This window comes from Psychromarinibacter sp. S121 (assembly GCF_049801035.1).
Classification (GTDB): domain Bacteria; phylum Pseudomonadota; class Alphaproteobacteria; order Rhodobacterales; family Rhodobacteraceae; genus Psychromarinibacter.
Genome location: NZ_JBNAGE010000002.1, coordinates 768,201 through 785,299, shown reverse-complemented (window position 1 = coordinate 785,299; position 17,099 = coordinate 768,201). Strand labels below are relative to the sequence as shown.

The window sequence follows — 17,099 nt, the reverse complement described above, 5'->3', positions numbered from 1 at the left end:
TTGACCCGGGGTCCGTTCGCACTTTGGAAACAAAGTGGTAAGCGTCGCGCCATTGGTCCAACGGGCAATGGCATGGCGCGCATTAAGCTTTATACAGATTTCTTCAAGTTCGAGGACAACCCGTTCACGCTCGTCCCTGATCCGGAGTACCTGTACTGGTCGCCGCAGCACCGGGAAGCCTTCGCGATCTTTGAATTCGGTATCATGTCGCTGGCTCCGATCACGCTGCTGACCGGGGAAATCGGCGCCGGGAAGACCACGCTGATCCAGGCGATGCTGCCGAAGCTCGACTCGGACGTGACGGTCGGGCTTGTGTCGAACGCGCAGGGCGACCGCGGCGAACTGCTGCAATGGATCCTCTATTCGCTGGGCGAGGACTTCCGCGCCGACGCGGGCCACGTCCAGACTTTCGAGCGGCTGCAAGAGGTGATCCTGCGCGAATACGCAGCGGGCCGCCGGATCGTGCTGATCTTCGACGAAGCGCAGAACCTGTCCGAGGACGGGTTGGAAGAGCTTCGCATGCTGACCAACCTGAACTCGCGCAAGGATGTTCTGGTGCAGCTTGTCCTCGTCGGCCAGCCGGAACTTCGCGAGATGGTGAACCGGCCCGGCATGCATCAACTGCTGCAGCGCGTGGCTGCCAGCTATCATCTGAAGAAGCTCGAAAAGCGCTATGCCGCGGACTACATCCGGCACCGCGTGCGGATCGCGGGCGGCACCGGGGACGAATTCTCGGATTGCGCTTGCGACGCGATCTACGACGCGACGAAGGGCGTGCCGCGGCTGGTGAACCAGTTGTGCGAGTTCACCCTGCTGTATGCGTGGGCCGGCAAGGTGAAACGCGTCGATGCCAGTACGGTGGGCGACGTGTTGGCGGACGGCGTGTTCTTCCGCGGCCATGACCCCGATCTGGACCCCAGCGTCGCCAGCCTGAAACTACGGACGAGTTACCCGGGAACGTCCCCCGTGGTCTGACACGCCGCCCGGCGCGTCGGTTCAGTCTGCCGGCGGCGCGACAGAAGCGCCGGCAAGGAAGGTGCACCCTTGCAGCACGGTATGAACCGGCGCGTCCGGCGTGGCGATGCGACGGCGCAGCATCCGCACCGCCTCGCGCCCCATTTCCCGCCGGTCGACGTCCAGCGTTGTCAGCCGCGGGGTCGCCATCTGGCTCCAGCCGATGTTGTCGAAACCGGTGACCGAGAAATCGTCCGGCACTTTCAGGCCCGCCTCCCACGCCGCCTGCAACACACCCAGCGCCATCAGGTCGTTGGCGCACACCGCCGCCGTCCATTCGGGCTTGCCATGGGTGGCAAAGAAGCGGCGGAAGTGCTCGTAGGCGGTTTCCTCGCGGTCGTAGCCGATATTGATCACCTCGGCCTCGACCTCGGGATGTGCGGCGGCAACGTCGCGGAATGCGGCAAGCCTCAGTTTCGGGTTCTGGCGCAGGTTCCCGACGAGAAACGCAATCTTGCGGTGCCCGGCTGCGATCACGTGCTCGGTCATCATCGCCGAGCCGGAATAGTTGTCGGGCAGGATCGCATCGAACCGCATCTTCGGGTCGATATTGTTCACGATGACCATCGTGCCCTCGTCGCGGAAATACTCGGACAGGTCGTCCGGCAGGTCGGCGTAGAAACAGATCGCGTTGCGGGTCTGATGGTCGTCCATGATGCCCCGGATGCGATCCAGCGTGATGTCCGCCTCGGGCATCAGGTATGGGAAGATGTCGACGCCGTGCTCGGCTGCCGCGTCCTTCACCCCATCGAAGTTCTCCTGGAACACCTGGTGCAGACCGCCCGTGACAGGGTGCATCGGCAGGAACACGGCGACCCGTTCGGACACCAGCGCCTCGGGGACGGAATATCCCATGCTGCTGGCGATCTCGAGGATGCGGGCGCGCACCTCGGGCCGGGTGCCCGGAGCACCGGACAGGGCACGCGAGACCGTGCTGATGCTCACCTCGGCGCGCCGGGCGATGTCCGCCTGGTTGATCTTGCGCGGCGCGGCGGCAGTTTTTGCGCGGCTCTCGCTCATGGATATCTGTCCTCCCACGGGTCAGCGGCTGATTTGCGCAAGTGCCGGAAATTTGCAACCCGCTCTGCCGCCAAAACTCAGACTGCTTTCATTGAATCACGCGCCGTTCCATAGTGCCGTGCCAGCAGGGCCACGATCACAAGCATTCCGATGCAGCCAGCGACAGAGACCGGGGCCAGCCCAAGGCGGTCCGCAAGCACGCCCATCGCCATCGCGCCAATCGCGGGGCCCGCGCGGAAGGTCATGCCAAACAGGCTCATGATCCTGCCGCGCATGTTGGCCGGGGCCGACACCTGCATCACCGTTTGCGCCGACACACCACCCGCAGCGATGGCCGCGCCGTACAGCACCGAGAACGCGATGGCCGCCGTCGCCGTCTGCGACATCGCCAGCCCGATCCCGCCCACGACCGCCACACCCGCGCCGGCGTAGGACAGGCGCACCAGCCCGCCGACCCCGCCCAGCATGTTGGCGAAACCCGCGATGATCGCGCCAAGGCCCATGGCAGAGCTAAGCCGCGCCAAAGTCTCGGCATCCCCCGACAGGGTGACGTCTGCCAGTTCCGGCAGCAATTCACCAATCGGTCGCAGCAGGAAAGCCGCCGCCACGAACAGCGCGAAGATCGGGCCAGAGCCGGGCGCGGTCGCGACGAAGCGGAAGGCGGACCATGTCTCGGCCAGTACCGAGCCAGAGCTGGTCATCCTGTCGAGCGGCGCGAACCGCACCAAAGCAAAGCCCAGCCACGACAGCGCCATCAGGGCGGCCGTCACCCAGAAGGCCAATGCGACGCCCGACATGGCGATCAGAACACCGGCGATGGCGGGGCCGATGAAACGGGCCACGTTGAACAGGATCGAATGGAGCGAGATCGCGGTGCCCAGCTGAGGCCGCGCGCAGACGCCCGTGATCGCGGCATGGGCGGCCGGCTGGACGAAGCCGGTGACGATCCCGTTCGCGGCCATCATCCCGGTCAGCACCCAGATCCGCAGCGCGTCCTGCCCGGCCAGCAGGGCCATCACGCAGAACAGCGCGGTGGCGGCGCCATAGCAGGCCAGCAGCACGCGGCGCACCTCGATCCGGTCTGCCAATACGCCGGCCCATGGTCCGATCAGCAAGGCGGGCAGCATGTCGGCGGCAACGACCACGCCAACCCAGCTGCTTTGCCCGGTCAGCGCCCAGGCATGCCAGCCGCTGACGGTGCGCAGCATCCAGTAGGACAGCTGCGTCGCGATGTTGCCTGCGGTGTAGATGTCGAAGTTGACGTCACCGCCCAACACACGAAGGTCGTGCATCACGGGCATGGACGCCCCCCAGCCACCGGCTGCGAAACCCATCCATGCCCAAAGTTCATTTTGTACAGCCTCGGGCAGAGACGTCCCAAAACTCGAAGCTGCCGTCCTTCTGCTTCACCGCGACCTGATCGTGCAGGTTGCTGACCGGGCAGACGTGGTTGGGCAGGATCAGAACCTTCTCGCCGACGCGCGGACCAGGAAGGTCCGGGTCGATGGTGACCATGCCGTGCTCTTCCGTCAGCCGCTCGATCACCGCATCGGGATAATCGACAAGCAGACCGTGGCCCTTGTTCGGCGCGGCGACCGGATCGCTGGTCAGCGTCTTGGTTCCGCAGTCCAGAACGAAGTGGCCGGGCTTCGGCGTGCTGATGACCGTCGCCAACACGTGCAGCGCGCAATCTTCTAGGCTGGCGGCCCCGGCCGCGACCGTGTTGCGGTCGTGGTAGATGTAGGTCCCCACCCGCAGCTGATCGACGATGCCAAGTTCATGCTGGTGAAAGGCCTTGGGCGTTCCGCCGCCCGAGAACACGGGAAGGCCAAGGCCCGCGGCGTCCAGCAATGGTTTCAGTTCCTTCAGGAAGGCGACCGAGTTCTCGTTGGACGGATAGGTCATCAGGCCGGCAAAGCGCAGGCCGTCCGTGTCGTTGATCAGTTCGGCAAGCTCGTAGGCCGCTTTCGTGGTCACCACGCCCGTGCGGCCCATGCCGCTGTCGAATTCCACCAGAACTCCGATCTCGGCCCCGGACATCGCGGCAGCTTCGCGCAGCGTGTCGACGGCGTTGACGCTGTCGGCGGCGACGGTAAACCGCGCCTTGCCCGCGATGGCGGCCAGACGGCGCGCCTTCTCCATCCCGATCAGCGGATACGAGATCAGGATGTCCTTGCAGCCGGTGTCCAGCATCACTTCGGCTTCGGTCAGCTTCTGGCACACCAGCCCCTCGGCCCCCAGCGCCAGCTGGCGCTTCGCCATCTCGACGATCTTGTGCGTCTTGATATGGGGCCAAAGCTTGATCCCGTGCGTGTCGCAGTAATTCTGCATCCGCTTCAGATTGGCGTCGACCTTGGCAAGGTCGACGACCGGCACGGGGGTTTCGAGTTCGTTGAGGCTCAAGCGTCAATCTCCGGTAGTCTGCCGCCAGTGGCGGCATCGAACAGGTGCAGGTGGCCGGGGCGTGGCATCACGTTCAGGCTGGACCCGTCCTCGATTGCAGTCCGTTCACGGAACATCACCGTCGACTCGACGCCGCCAATGCTTCCGTAGACGTAGGTGTCAGTACCGGTTTGCTCTACGATATTCGCGTCAAAGGCGAAACCGCCGGACGCAACGATGTCCAGATGCTCGGGGCGGACGCCCGCCAGAACCTTGCCGCCCTCGGCAACCTTGTAGGCCGCCGGCACCGGCACGGAACCGGCGCCGCTGTCCAGCACCAGCATCCCGTCCTTGCAGGTCGCGGGCATCATGTTCATCGACGGCGAGCCGATGAACTTCGCCACGAACACCGTTTCGGGCTTGTCGAACAGGTCCAGCGGCGTGCCGATCTGTTCGATCCGTCCCGCGTTCATGACGACGATCCGGTCCGCCAACGTCATCGCCTCGATCTGGTCGTGCGTCACGTAGATCGAGGTGGTGCCGACCTTGTTATGCAGCGCCTTGATCTCGGTCCGCATCTGCACCCGCAGCTGCGCATCGAGGTTCGACAAAGGTTCATCGTACAGGAACAGCGACGGCTCGCGCACGATGGCGCGGCCCATCGCCACCCGTTGCCGCTGCCCGCCAGAGAGCTGTTTCGGGAAGCGGTCGAGATACGGGGAGAGGTTCAGGATCTCGGCCGCCCAAGCGATCTTCCGGTCGATGGCAGCGGCATCTTCGCCGCGCAACTTCGGCCCGTAGGCGATGTTTTCGCGGACATTCAGATGGGGGAACAGGGCGTAGGACTGAAACACCATTGCGATGTTGCGTTTCTGCGGGGGCGTTTCGTTGCACTTCTTGCCCGCGATGAAGACCTCGCCATCGGTGATCTCTTCGAGACCCGCGATCATCCGCAGCAGCGTGGACTTGCCGCAGCCCGAGGGGCCGACCAGCACCACGAACTCGCCTTCGGGGATCAGAAGGTCCAGCGCCTGCAGGACCTCTTGATCCCCGTAGCTTTTGCTTACCCGCACCATGCGAAGATCGGCCATGTCACACGTCCTCCAGGGTCAGTTCGCGGGCCATCTGGTGGTTGCCCGCCATCAGTCCGCCGTCGATGGGCAGCATCGCGCCCGAGATGAATGCGGCGTCGTCCGACGCAAGGAAGGCGATCGGCTTGGCGATGTCTTCCGGGGATGCAACGCGGCCCAGCGGATACCAGCGCTTCAGCCCGTCCATCACGTCCGGCTTCTTGGCCAGCCGCGCATCCCACGCCGGGGTGCGGACGGTGCCGGGGCAGACGATGTTCGCGCGAATGTTGTACTCGCCGTATTCAGTCGCCATCGTCCGGGTGTAGGACAGAAGCGCCGACTTGGCGGCGCTGTAGCCCGGCTGTCCGAAGGTTGCGAGGCCGTTCACCGAGCCCACCACGACGATCGAGCCACCGGTCTTCTTCAGCATGTCGATACAGGCGTGGACGGTGTTGAACTGCCCCGCCATGTTGTCGGCGATCTCGGTGCGGAACGCTTCGGGCGTGGATTTGTCCAGCGTGGTCGACGCGCCGCCGGTGTTCGCGTTGGCGACGACGATGCTGACCGGGCCAAGCTCTGCCACGGCCTTGTCGACAGCGGCCTTCACCGCATCCGTGTCCCGGATGTCGGCGGCCGCGGCGGCGACCGGATGCCCCTCGGCCTTGTAGGCGTCGACGGCGGCCTGAACCGCATCGTCCTTGATGTCCATCACGATGACCTTGGCGCCCTCGGCAAGGAACTCCTTGACCACGGCCGTTCCGATGCCACCCACCGCGCCAGTCACCAGCGCAACTTTTCCGTCCAGTCGTTTCACCTGACCCTGTCCCATCATATGGCGGCCAGCGCACGGCCGATCCGGTCGAGACCGGACTGCCGCATGTGGCCATAGTTGTAGAAAGCGAAGCCATCGACGCCCGCGTCGGCAAAGCCGGCGACCGTCGCGGCGAATGATCCTTCGGCACGGTGCTCGGCCGAAGTCGGGCGCAACACCACACGCATGTCGGAATGCCCGATGTGCTGCGAGACCATCGCGTGATCCGTCAGCGCCGCCTTGCTGTAGAAACAGACCTCAAGCCCGTCGCAGGCCTTGTCGATCCCGGCAAGGTCGCTGCCTTCCATCCACGACAACGCAAGCGGCTGATTGACGGACGGAATGATGTGAACGGTGGCGTCCTTGCGCACGGCTTCGCGGATCTCGGCCACCAATGAGGTCACCACACCGTTGCGCATCCGGATGTATTCACCAAGGTCCGGGTCCAGCAGCAGGTCATTTTCCAGCCATAGGCGGTCCGTTGCCGGGTCGGTCTCTTCGGGCGCGGACAAGGCCGACTCGATCCGGGCCTTCACCCGATTCTGAAGACCGTTCACATCTATGCCCACCTCTTGCGCAAGCCGTTTGCAATTTGCGCAAAAACACAGCCCCAAGTAAAATTCCAGCCGGGGAGAATCACCGATCAATGCGAACTCGTGGTGATAGCCGTGGCGGTACGGAAGCCAACCGGGGGTCTCCAAAGACAGACCGGCGATGTCATAGCTATCGGCGATATCGGCGCAAAGCGTCGTCGCGTAATCCCGCACTTCAGGGGCCGACGGACACAGGCTGTAGTGCAGCGGATCGCCATAGACGTTGCGGGTGATCGCCTCGGGATGCAGGGCGCCGATCCGGCTGTTGTGCAGCAGAACCGTCCACGCCTGAACGGTCAGCCCGCCATGATCGCACATACGCCCCATGACGTCGTCGGACTGCGCCAATTCGCCGATTACAGGCTTGATTCCCTTGTATTTCCCGGGATTCACGCGGCAGTGCGCAACGCCATCCTCGGGGAAGTAGACCTTGCCCGACTTCCCCTTGGGCCGGATGAACTTGCCCGCGTGATAGGATGCGGCCACGGCCACGGTGTTGACGCCGATGCCCGCCATGCTGTCGGCAAAAGCGTCCGGCCCCTCTTCCACGAGGTCCCACGTATAGGCGTACATTGCGCGGTAGGGCGCTGGTTCGGCCATTGCATTCCGTCCTGTTGTCTTCGCGGTCTGAACTGCCGCCTTGACGTCGAGGCTAGCCATGAAAATGGATTTGCGCAAATGCAAAAATTTTCTTGACGGATTTGCGAAACCGCTCCTACCGTTCGGTCATAACAACAATATCACAACTGCGAAAACCAACCGGGAGAATCTGATGACCACCCATTTCCTGACCCGCTCCGGAAGCGTCCGCACCGGGCTTCTGGCCGGCGCTGCGACGCTTGGCATGATGGCGGCTGCCGCCGAAGCCGGCACCGTCCGCGTGACCATTCCGGAGTACAGCTCCAACACCCTGCCCTACTTCGAGCAGGCCGCCGAAGCCTTCATGGCCGAGAACCCGGACACCACCATCGAACTGGAAATGGTGCCGTGGACCGCGCTGCAGCAGAAGCTGGTAACCGACATCTCGGGCGGCGTGAACGCCGACCTCGCCGTGATCGGCACCCGCTGGATCCTCGACTATGCCGAGCTGGGTGTGATCGAGCCGCTGGACGACTACATCACCGAGGAATTCTCGTCGCGCTTTTTCGAAGTGTTCCTGACCCCGTCGGTGATCGACGGCACCAACTACGGCCTGCCGATCGCAGCTTCGGCCCGCGCGATGTTCTACAACAAGGACATCCTTTCGGCCGCCGGCTACGACGCGCCTCCCGCGACCTGGGAAGAGCTGATGGAAGTGTCGGCCGCGATCAAGGAATCCGCGCCGGATGACGTGTTCGCCTACGGCCTGCAGGGCAAAAGCACCGAAACCGACGTCTACTTCTACTATCCGATGTGGTCCTACGGCGGCACCATCCTGACCGAGGACGGCAAGTCCAACGTCAACACCGAAGCCGGCCTGACCGCGCTGACGATGTACAAGGAGATGATCGAGAACGGCTACACCCAGCCGGGCGTCGTCGACTACGCACGCGCCGACATCGAAACCCTGTTCAAGCAGGGCAAGCTGGGCATGATCATCACCGGCCCGTTCGTGTCGAAGCAGATTCAGGAACAGTCGCCTGACCTGAACTATGGCCTCGCCAAGGTTCCGGAAGGCACCAACTTCGCGACCTACGGCGTCACCGACTCGATCGTGATGTTCGAGAACTCTGAAGTGAAAGAAGAGGCTTGGGCCTTCCTCGACTTCCTGTTCTCCAACGAACAGCGCGTGAAGTTCGACGAGGCCGAAGGCTTCCTGCCGGTGAACCGCTTCGAGGCGGAACAGCCGCAGTTCGCCGACAACGAGGACCTCAAGGTCTTCACCTCGCTGCTGGCCGACGCTCACTTCGCACCGCTCGTGGGCGGCTGGGAAGAGATCGCCGACGCGACCCTGACCAATCTCCAGGCGGTTTACCTGGGCCAGGCCGAACCGGCCGACGCCCTCGCCGAGATCGAAGCTGCCGTGAACGGCATCCTCGACTGATCCCCTGACTGCGGGGCCCTGTTTCGGCAGGGTCCCGTACTTTTTGGTTTTTCAGACCGGACAGGACGCGACACACGATGGCCGCCGAAACCCAGACCATGACCCCGGCACGAGCGCAGTCGCGCGCAGCCTACGTCATGGCGCCTTACCTGATGATCGCGCCGGGGCTGATCCTTGCCTGCTTCATCATCCTTTATCCGTTCTACGCGCTCATCAACACGTCCCTGCGCGAGGTCAACCGGTTCGGGATGATCCGCGACCTGAACAATTTCGAGAACTTCACCGAGGTTTTCTCTGACCCGCTGTTCCACGCGGCGATCTGGCGGTCGGTCATCTGGACCGGTTCGGTCGTGGGCGGCACGCTGCTGATCTCGGTCGTGACAGCCCTGATCCTGCACCGCCAGTTCTATGGCCGCGCCATCGCGCGGGTGATCGTCATGCTGCCGTGGTCGGTGTCGCTGTCGCTGTTGGCGGTCGTCTGGCGCTGGGCGCTGAACGCCGAAAGCGGCCTTCTGAACCATTCGCTGATGCAGATGGGCATACTTGACGCGCCGGTGGTCTGGCTGGGCAACGGCACCATCGCCTTCACCGTCGAGATTTTCATCGGCATTCTGGTGTCGATCCCCTTCACCACCACGATCCTTCTGGGCGGCCTGTCGGCCATGCCGCAGGACATCTACGAGGCGGCGACGATGGAGGGCGCGACGCCCTGGCACAAGTTCCGCACCATCACCATGCCGCTGATGCGGCCCTTCGTGAACATCGCGGTCGTCCTGAACATGATCAACGTGTTCAACAGCTTCCCGATCATCTGGATCCTGACCGAGGGCGGGCCGGCGAACTCGACCGATATCCTTGTGACGTATCTTTACAAGATCGCGTTCAAGTACGGGAAACTTGGCGAGGCTTCGGTCGTGTCGCTGCTGATGGTCGTCTTCCTGCTGATCTGTTCGATCATCTATCTACGCCTCATCTCGCGGGAGCAGACCTATGGCAGCTAAGACCGTCGATCCCATGGTGCGCCGCTCGTTCCTGATGTGGCTGGCACTGGCGCCCCTGCTGATCTGCAACCTGTTTCCCTTCGCGGTGATGATCTCGACGGCGCTGACGCCGGAACAGGACATCTACGCGCAGGGCACCCAATGGATCCCCTCCCGCCTGACGTGGGAAAACTTCTCGGACATGTGGGAAACGGTGGGCTTCGGCACCGCGCTGGTGAACTCGCTTGTCGTCGGTTTCATCACCACGGTGATGACCGTTCTAGTGGCCGTTCCCGCCGCCTACGCGATGGCGCGGCGGCCGTTCAAAGGCATGCAGGCGTTCCGGATCTTTCTGCTGATCACCCAGATGTTCTCTCCCGTGGTGCTGGTGATCGGCCTGTTCACCCTGATCGTCGGGCTTGGCTTGCTGGACTCGCTGGTGGCGCTGTCGGTGCTGTACTGCTGCTTCCACATCGCCGTGGCGATCTGGATGCTGCAAAGCTACTTCGCGTCGATCCCGATCGAACTGGAACACGCCTCTTGGCTGGAAGGCGCCAGCAAGGCCTACACGCTGCGCAAGGTGTTCCTGCCGCTGGCCGCGCCAGCGATGGCGGTGGTCGCGCTGTTCACCTTCATCGGCGCATGGAACGAGTACGCGCTGGCGCTGGCGCTGATCCGGTCGTCGGAAACCTACACCCTGCCGCTGAAGATCGCGGCGCTGACGGGTGGCCGTTACCAGATCGAATGGCATCACGTGATGGCGGCCACCTTCGTGGCGACGATCCCCGTCTCCATCATCTTCATCTGGCTTCAGCGCCACCTGATCGCCGGCCTGTCGGGCGGTGCGGTCAAGGGCTGAGCCGAAACCAACCCTCTGACAGAAAGAAAAGAGGACAGCATGACCAAGGTCATCGAACACTTCACCCACTCTGGCGCCACCGGCACCCCGCCGCTAAGCCCCGCCGTGCGCGCCGGCGACTACGTCTTCGTCTCGGGTCAGGTGCCCGCCGGTCCCGATGGCGCGATCGTCGGCCACGAGATCATCGGCCAGACCAAGCAGGTCATGAAGAACATCGAAGCCGCTCTGGCGCTGGCCGGTTGCACCATGGACGACGTGTGCAAGACCACCGTCTGGCTGGATGACGCCCGCGACTTCGGCAAGTTCAACACGACCTACGGCTCGTTCTTCCCGAACGGCTTTCCGGCCCGGACGACCTGCGAAAGCCGCCTGATGGCGAACATCCTCGTGGAAGTCGAAGCAATCGCCTACAAGCCGCTCGGCTAAGCTCCCGCCAGCACCGGGACAACGGACAAGAACAAGGACAACACCATGACGGCGCAAGCCAAGACCTACGATCTGGTGCTGAAAGGCGGCCATCTGGTCGACGAGCGGAACGGGATCGACGGTGTCACCGACATCGCGATCAAGGCTGGCAAGGTGGCGGCGGTCGGGAAGGATCTCGACCCGCAAGGCGCCACCGTCCGCGATGTCTCGGGCTGCTATGTCAGCCCGGGGCTCATCGACATCCATACGCATGTCTATCACAAGGCGACGTCGCTGGGCGTCGACCCCGATTTCATATCGCGCCGCTCGGCGACCACGACGCTGGTCGACGCGGGCAGCGCGGGCGCGGGCAATTACGACGGCCTGCGCGACTATGTGATGAAGCATTCTCCCTATAACATCCTCGCCTTCCTGAACGTGTCCTTCCCGGGCATCTTCGGCTTCGACAAGGACGTGCAGATCGGCGAGGCGACGCTGGCAGAGATGCTGCCGGTGCACCGCTGTGTTCAGAAGATCGAGGAAAACCGCGACAAGATCGTCGGCGTGAAGGTTCGCATTGGCGGCCCCGTCACCGGCAAATTCGGGCTTGGCGCGCTGGAACTGGCGCTGGAAGCTGCGAACGCCGTCGACCTGCCTCTGATGACGCACATCGGCGGCCCGCCCCCGTCCTATGCCGACGTCGTGTCGATGCTGCGTCCGGGCGACATCCTGACCCACTGCTACCGGCCCGAGCCGAATTCGGCGATCACCGAGAACGGAGAGATCCTGCCCGAGGTTCTTGCCGCCCGTGAACGCGGCGTGCTGTTCGACATTGCGCACGGCATGGGCGCGTTCGGCTACGAAAGCGCCGAGGTCGCGCTGCGGCACGACTTCAAACCCGACGTGATCTCGTCCGACGTGCATGTCGTCGCGATCAAGGGTCCGGCGTACGACATGCTGCACACCATGTCGAAACTGATGAACTGCGGCCTGACCGTCTCGGAGACGCTGGCGCGGTCATCGAACCGCCCGGCGCTGGCGATCAACCGGCCCGAATTGGGCCACCTTGGCGTGGGCGCTGTCGCCGATATCACCGTGCTTCAGGTCAACGAGGCCCGGATCACCTTCAGCGACGTGCGCGGGATCAAGCGCGACGGCAACAAGCTGTTCTACCCGGTGGCCGTCTACATGGCCGGTCGCGAGTCCGAAATCGCCCGGCGACCGTTCGAGGAAGGCAACTACGTGATGCAGCCCTGCCCCTGCGGGACGCACTGATATGGGGTTCGTCCCGAAGATCGAGATCTGCGTGGAAGGCATTGACGAGGCGGTTCTAGCCGCCGAGGCCGGTGCCGACCGCGTGGAACTGTGCACCGCCCTGTCGGAAGGCGGGCTGACCGCGTCGCCCGGCTTGCTGCGCGAGGCGGCGGCGCGGGTGAAGACCGCACAGGTCATGGCCATCGTGCGCCCGCGCAAGGGCGACTTCCTGTACTCTGACGCCGAATACGCGGTGATGCTGGGCGATGTCGCCGCGATCCGCGAAGCCGGACTGCCGGGCATGGTCTGCGGTTGCCTGAACGCCGACGGCACCATTGACGAGCCGCGCATGAGCGAACTGGTCAAGGCGGCCGGTCCGATGGACGTCACCTGCCACCGCGCCTTCGACATGACCCCCGACGCGTTCGAGGCGCTGGATGCCCTGATCCGTTGCGGGGTCAGCCGCGTGCTGACCAGCGGCCAGAAAGCCGACGCCCGCGACGGGCTGGAACTTCTGCGCGGTCTGATCCGCCACGCGGCCGGCCGGATCGAGATCCTTGTCTGCGGGCAACTGTCGCCGTCCGAGATCGACCCGCATGACGAGGGGCTGACCGGTTACGAGTTCCATTTCGCCGACGCAACGGTCGAACCCGGCCCGATGGAATACCGCAACCCGGACGTGTTCATGGGCACCGACGACGGGGATGCGGAATACGAACGGCGGGTGATCGACGTCACGCGACTGACCGCGAAGATCAAGGAAAGCCGCGGGCTTTAAGCCCTGATTCATCGCGCTGTGCCATAGCTCTGTCCGACCGCGAAACGGCCGGGAAGGGCAGAATGTCCATCCACATCATCATCACCAGCGTCTCGACGACCGCGGCAGGCGATCATGCGGTCGACGTGACCTATGCGGGCGACGTCGTTCTGGTGCAGCCCGACCGTGTCGCCGCCGCCAGCGGCACCGGCGCGCGCGGCATCTATGCCGCCGTGGGCAGCATCGACGTCACGGTCGGCGGCACCGTCGCTTCGCAACTGGCGGAAGCGATCCTGCTGGCGTCGAACGACAACTCGGTCACCATCAGCGCAAACGGCACCGTCCTGTCCGGCAGCGCGGCGGGGGTCGCCTTTGACGGCACGGGCAACCAGCTGACCAACAGCGGCACAATCCAGTCCGGCAGTTTCGGGCTGTGGGTCACCGGGTCGGGGATGTTCATCAACGCCGGAACGATGACAGCAGTCGGCCCCGGTGCGCTGTTGCAAGACTTCGCCGGCTCGACCTTCGTCAATACCGGCACCATCAACGCGGACCTGCCCGGCATCCGGCTGGAGGGCGGCGGCAGCCTTGTCGAGAACGCGGGCACCGTGATCAGCGCCGATCACGCGGTGCATTTCTCGGGCAGCGATCCCGGGGCGCGAAACACGCTGACCAACACCGGCAGCCTTTCCGGGCAGGCCGGCGCGTTTCTTGGCGGCGATGCGGTCGACGTGGTTCGCAACAGCGGCACGATGAGCGGCGCGATAGACACCGGCGGCGGCGCCGATGAGGTGCTGGTGACCGACGGTCTTGTCGCTGGCGACATTCGCACCGGCGCGGGGGCCGACGTGCTTCGGCTGACGGGCGGCACTGTCGACGGCTCGGTCGACGCGGGCGACGGGGCCGACATTCTGGATCTTCGCGGCGGCATCGTCACCGGCCTCATCGGCGGTGGCGCGGGCGATGACCTGTACATCGTGTCGGACCCCGCCGTGTCGTTGGCAGAGGTTGAAACCGGCGGACGCGACACCGTGCGCAGCGCCTCGGATCACGCCTTGGCCGACCATATCGAGGATCTGATCCTGACCGGCGCGGCCGATGTGTCCGGCACGGGCACGGACTGGCAGAACACCATCGTCGGCAATGCGGGCGACAACCGTCTGGCGGGCGAAGGCTCGCGCGACGTGATCGAGGGCGGCGGAGGCCATGACACCATCGACAGTGGGCGCGGCAACGACATCGTCGATGCGGGCAACGGCGACGACCGTGTCGCGGGGCGCGCGGGGAACGACAACCTGACAGGCGGCGAAGGCGATGACTTTCTGTTCGGCGGGATCGGCAAGGACAACCTGTTCGGCGACGACGGGGACGACACGCTGAAAGGCGGCGGCGGGCAGGATGACATGACCGGCGGCGCGGGGCAGGACGTCTTCGTCTTCACACGCGCTTCGGACAGCCCCCCGACCGCCGGCGACGTCATCACGGATTTCGCATCGGGGGAAGACCTGCTCGATTTCACCGGGCTGGTGCATGGCACGCTCCAGCTGTCGCTGCTGGGAAGCTACACCGCCGGCGCCCCGTCCCTGCGAACCAGCGAGTCGACGGCCGGTGACACGCTGTTGTGGGTGGACGCAGACGGCGACGGGTCCGTCGATCTGCGGATCAGACTGTCCGGAACGACGGGACTGAGCGAAAGCGACTTCCTGCTTTAGCCCGTGCGATACACCCGCCCCATCAGCATCGGGGTCAGATACATCGGCACCTGATAGCAGCCGATGAAGATCAGCACCGGGTCCGTCGTGGCCGCAGGCAGCGCCACAAGGAACAGCGCCACGTTGCGATTGCCCGCGACGATACAGGCGCCGGGCGGCAGACCCGCGGCATGGGCGGCGAATTGCAGGCCGAAGTTCATGGCACAGGCCAGCGCCAGCCAGCCGAGGAACCGCAGCGGATCGCCGGACAGCGCCGGGACCACCGCCGACATCAGCCCGACCACCAGCACGGCCAGCGCGATGGCAAGCAGCCCGTCGATCACGCCGACGGTGTCCGGCGAGGGTTCAGGGAAGAAGCGCCGCCGCAGCGCGAATGCCGCGCCGGTCGCCGCAAGGATCACCGCCACCAGACGCAGCGCGGCCCCCGCGACTTCGGAAAACCCGCCCAGCGCGGGCGACAGCCACAGGACCGGCAGCACGGTCAGCGGGAACAGCGCGGTCCCAAGGATCAGCAGCCGCATCGCCGGCGCCGGGTCGCGGCTCAGCATGACCGCGAAGGCCGGGCTTCCCGCGATGGACGGGGCCGACAATGCCAGCGTCAGCGCCAGACCCGCCGGTGTGTCCGCAAGACCCGCAGCGATCAGCAGCGCGACTCCCACGACAGGCACCGCCACCTGCAGCACAAGGACGCGCCCAAGGCTCGCCCGCGCTTCTCCAAGGTTGCCGACCGCCGCGCGCATCCCGATCCTGAGAGCGCTCAGAAAGATCAGCCCGGCCACCAGCCACGGCAGCGCGGGCTTCATCGCCGCCGACAGCGACGGCAGCGCCAAGCCTCCGGCCAGTCCGACGATCAGCGCCAGCCGCCCGTGGCGACCGATCCGCCGCAAGCCGTTCGCGATCACGTCAGCCGCCCGGCCTGCTTCGGATGTTGTCGGGAAGCCATGTGGCAAGGTCCGGCCATGCGATCAACACGAACACCATGACCACCATGATCAGGAACATCGGGATCGCCGCCCTCGCGATGAAGCTCATCTCGTGGCCGGTCATGCCCTGCAGGACGAACAGGTTGAACCCGATCGGGGGCGTGATCTGCGCCATCTCGACCACCACGACAATGAAGATACCGAACCAGATAAGGTCGATCCCCGCCTCGCGGATCATCGGCTCGACCACCGCCATCGTCAGTACCACCGACGAGATGCCGTCAAGGAAGCAGCCCAGTACGATATAGAACACCAGCAACGCCATCAGCAGTTCGAACCGCGACAGGTCGAAGCTGGCGATCAGGTCCGCAAGCCCGCGCGGCAGGCCGGTGAAGCCCATCGACAGCGACAGGAAGGATGCGCCCGCAAGGATCAGCGCGATCATCGCGCTTGTACGGACCGCCCCCATCAGGCTTTCGATGAAGGTGCCCATGGTCAGCGAGCCCTGCGCCGCCGCCAGCACCAGCCCGCCGATGACGCCGAACGACGCCGCCTCGGTCGCGGTGGCAAAGCCCATGTACATCGACCCGATCACCACAAGGATCAGGCAGATCACCGGCAGCAGGAAGCGCGAGTTCTTCACCTTCTCCATAAAGCTCATCGCGGGCTCGGGTGTCGGGTCGAAATCCTTCATGACCTTCGACGACACCGCGACATAGGCCATGAACATCAGCGCCAGAACCAGACCGGGGAAGACGCCCGCCATGAACAGCTTGGTGATGCTCTCGTTGATGGTGACCCCGTAGACGATCAGCGTCAGCGAAGGCGGGATCATCAGGCCCAGCGTCGCCGCACCCGCGAGCGTGCCGATCACCATCGTCTCGGGATAATTCCGCTTGCGCAGTTCCGGGATCGACATCTTGCCCACGGTTGTCAGCGTCGCCGCCGACGAACCGGACACCGCCGCGAACACGGTGCAGCCGACGATGTTGGTGTGCACCAGGCCGCCCGGCAACCGCGCCATCCACGGCGACAGTCCCTTGAACATGTCCTCGGACAGCCGGGTGCGGTACAGGATTTCTCCCATCCAGATGAACAAAGGCAGCGCGGTCAGCGTCCACGACGACGAGGACGACCAGACCTTTGTGACCATCGCATCGCCCGCCGGACGCGAGGTGAACAGGTCCATACCGACATAGGCCACGCCCATCAGCGCAAGGCCGACCCAGACGCCAGAACCCAGCAGCATGAACAGAACGAACAGGAATATCAGGATCGGGGCGAGTTGTTCCATGC

General features: G+C 64.6%; 16 protein-coding genes. 8 read left to right on the top strand and 8 right to left on the bottom strand.

Going from position 1 to position 17,099, the window contains the following annotated elements; genetic code table 11:
* Window positions 1–72: 72 nt before the first annotated feature.
* On the top strand, window positions 73–975 hold the full coding sequence (locus ACP156_RS12205) for an ExeA family protein (RefSeq protein ID WP_425051604.1): 903 nt from the start codon (window positions 73–75) through the stop codon (window positions 973–975).
* Between the two features lie 21 nt (window positions 976–996).
* On the opposite strand, the gene ACP156_RS12200 is transcribed toward ACP156_RS12205, so the two are convergent.
* From ACP156_RS12200 to ACP156_RS12175, 6 genes are all read right to left on the bottom strand, one after another.
* Window positions 997–2,034, bottom strand: a complete 1,038-nt coding sequence (locus tag ACP156_RS12200) for a LacI family DNA-binding transcriptional regulator (RefSeq protein WP_425051603.1) — start codon at window positions 2,032–2,034, stop codon at window positions 997–999.
* A gap of 77 nt (window positions 2,035–2,111) precedes the next feature.
* The gene (locus tag ACP156_RS12195) at window positions 2,112–3,368 is read right to left on the bottom strand and encodes an MFS transporter (protein WP_425051602.1); all 1,257 of its coding nucleotides are present in this window, start codon (window positions 3,366–3,368) and stop codon (window positions 2,112–2,114) included.
* Between the two features lie 13 nt (window positions 3,369–3,381).
* A complete protein-coding gene (locus ACP156_RS12190) occupies window positions 3,382–4,437 on the bottom strand; it encodes an alanine racemase (protein WP_425051601.1) in 1,056 nt (351 codons plus the stop codon).
* Window positions 4,434–5,507: an ABC transporter ATP-binding protein gene (locus ACP156_RS12185; RefSeq protein ID WP_425051600.1), complete on the bottom strand. Its 1,074-nt coding sequence runs from the start codon at window positions 5,505–5,507 to the stop codon at window positions 4,434–4,436. Before ACP156_RS12185 ends, ACP156_RS12190 begins: the two co-directional genes overlap by 4 nt.
* Before the next feature lies 1 nt (window position 5,508).
* Complete coding sequence (locus ACP156_RS12180; protein WP_425051599.1) at window positions 5,509–6,300, bottom strand: SDR family oxidoreductase; 792 nt, start codon at window positions 6,298–6,300, stop codon at window positions 5,509–5,511.
* A gap of 14 nt (window positions 6,301–6,314) precedes the next feature.
* Window positions 6,315–7,490 carry a hypothetical protein gene (locus ACP156_RS12175; protein WP_425051598.1) on the bottom strand — a complete coding sequence of 392 codons (1,176 nt, stop codon included), beginning with the start codon at window positions 7,488–7,490 and terminating at the stop codon, window positions 6,315–6,317.
* 172 nt (window positions 7,491–7,662) lie between these two features.
* Here ACP156_RS12175 and ACP156_RS12170 point away from each other — a divergent pair, with 172 nt between their 5' ends.
* From ACP156_RS12170 to ACP156_RS12140, 7 genes are all read left to right on the top strand, one after another.
* Window positions 7,663–8,913, top strand: coding sequence for an ABC transporter substrate-binding protein (locus ACP156_RS12170; protein WP_425051597.1), 1,251 nt, complete (start codon window positions 7,663–7,665; stop codon window positions 8,911–8,913).
* 77 nt (window positions 8,914–8,990) lie between these two features.
* Window positions 8,991–9,914: a carbohydrate ABC transporter permease gene (locus ACP156_RS12165; protein WP_425051596.1), complete on the top strand. Its 924-nt coding sequence runs from the start codon at window positions 8,991–8,993 to the stop codon at window positions 9,912–9,914.
* Window positions 9,904–10,752, top strand: a complete 849-nt coding sequence (locus ACP156_RS12160; RefSeq protein WP_425051595.1) for a carbohydrate ABC transporter permease — start codon at window positions 9,904–9,906, stop codon at window positions 10,750–10,752. Before ACP156_RS12165 ends, ACP156_RS12160 begins: the two co-directional genes overlap by 11 nt.
* A gap of 39 nt (window positions 10,753–10,791) precedes the next feature.
* The gene (locus ACP156_RS12155) at window positions 10,792–11,178 is read left to right on the top strand and encodes a RidA family protein (RefSeq protein ID WP_425051594.1); all 387 of its coding nucleotides are present in this window, start codon (window positions 10,792–10,794) and stop codon (window positions 11,176–11,178) included.
* A 45-nt stretch (window positions 11,179–11,223) separates the two neighbouring features.
* Complete coding sequence (locus ACP156_RS12150; protein ID WP_425051593.1) at window positions 11,224–12,432, top strand: amidohydrolase/deacetylase family metallohydrolase; 1,209 nt, start codon at window positions 11,224–11,226, stop codon at window positions 12,430–12,432.
* A gap of 1 nt (window position 12,433) precedes the next feature.
* Window positions 12,434–13,189, top strand: coding sequence for a copper homeostasis protein CutC (locus ACP156_RS12145; RefSeq protein ID WP_425051592.1), 756 nt, complete (start codon window positions 12,434–12,436; stop codon window positions 13,187–13,189).
* A gap of 62 nt (window positions 13,190–13,251) precedes the next feature.
* On the top strand, window positions 13,252–14,880 hold the full coding sequence (locus tag ACP156_RS12140; protein WP_425051591.1) for a calcium-binding protein: 1,629 nt from the start codon (window positions 13,252–13,254) through the stop codon (window positions 14,878–14,880).
* Here ACP156_RS12140 and ACP156_RS12135 read toward each other — a convergent pair.
* Together ACP156_RS12135 and ACP156_RS12130 are read right to left on the bottom strand one after the other, a co-directional pair.
* Window positions 14,877–15,782 (bottom strand): hypothetical protein, encoded by a 906-nt coding sequence (locus ACP156_RS12135; RefSeq protein WP_425051590.1) that lies wholly within the window; start codon window positions 15,780–15,782, stop codon window positions 14,877–14,879. The genes ACP156_RS12140 and ACP156_RS12135 overlap by 4 nt on opposite strands.
* 1 nt (window position 15,783) lies before the next feature.
* Complete coding sequence (locus ACP156_RS12130; protein WP_425051589.1) at window positions 15,784–17,097, bottom strand: TRAP transporter large permease; 1,314 nt, start codon at window positions 17,095–17,097, stop codon at window positions 15,784–15,786.
* Between the last annotated feature and the right edge of the window lie 2 nt (window positions 17,098–17,099).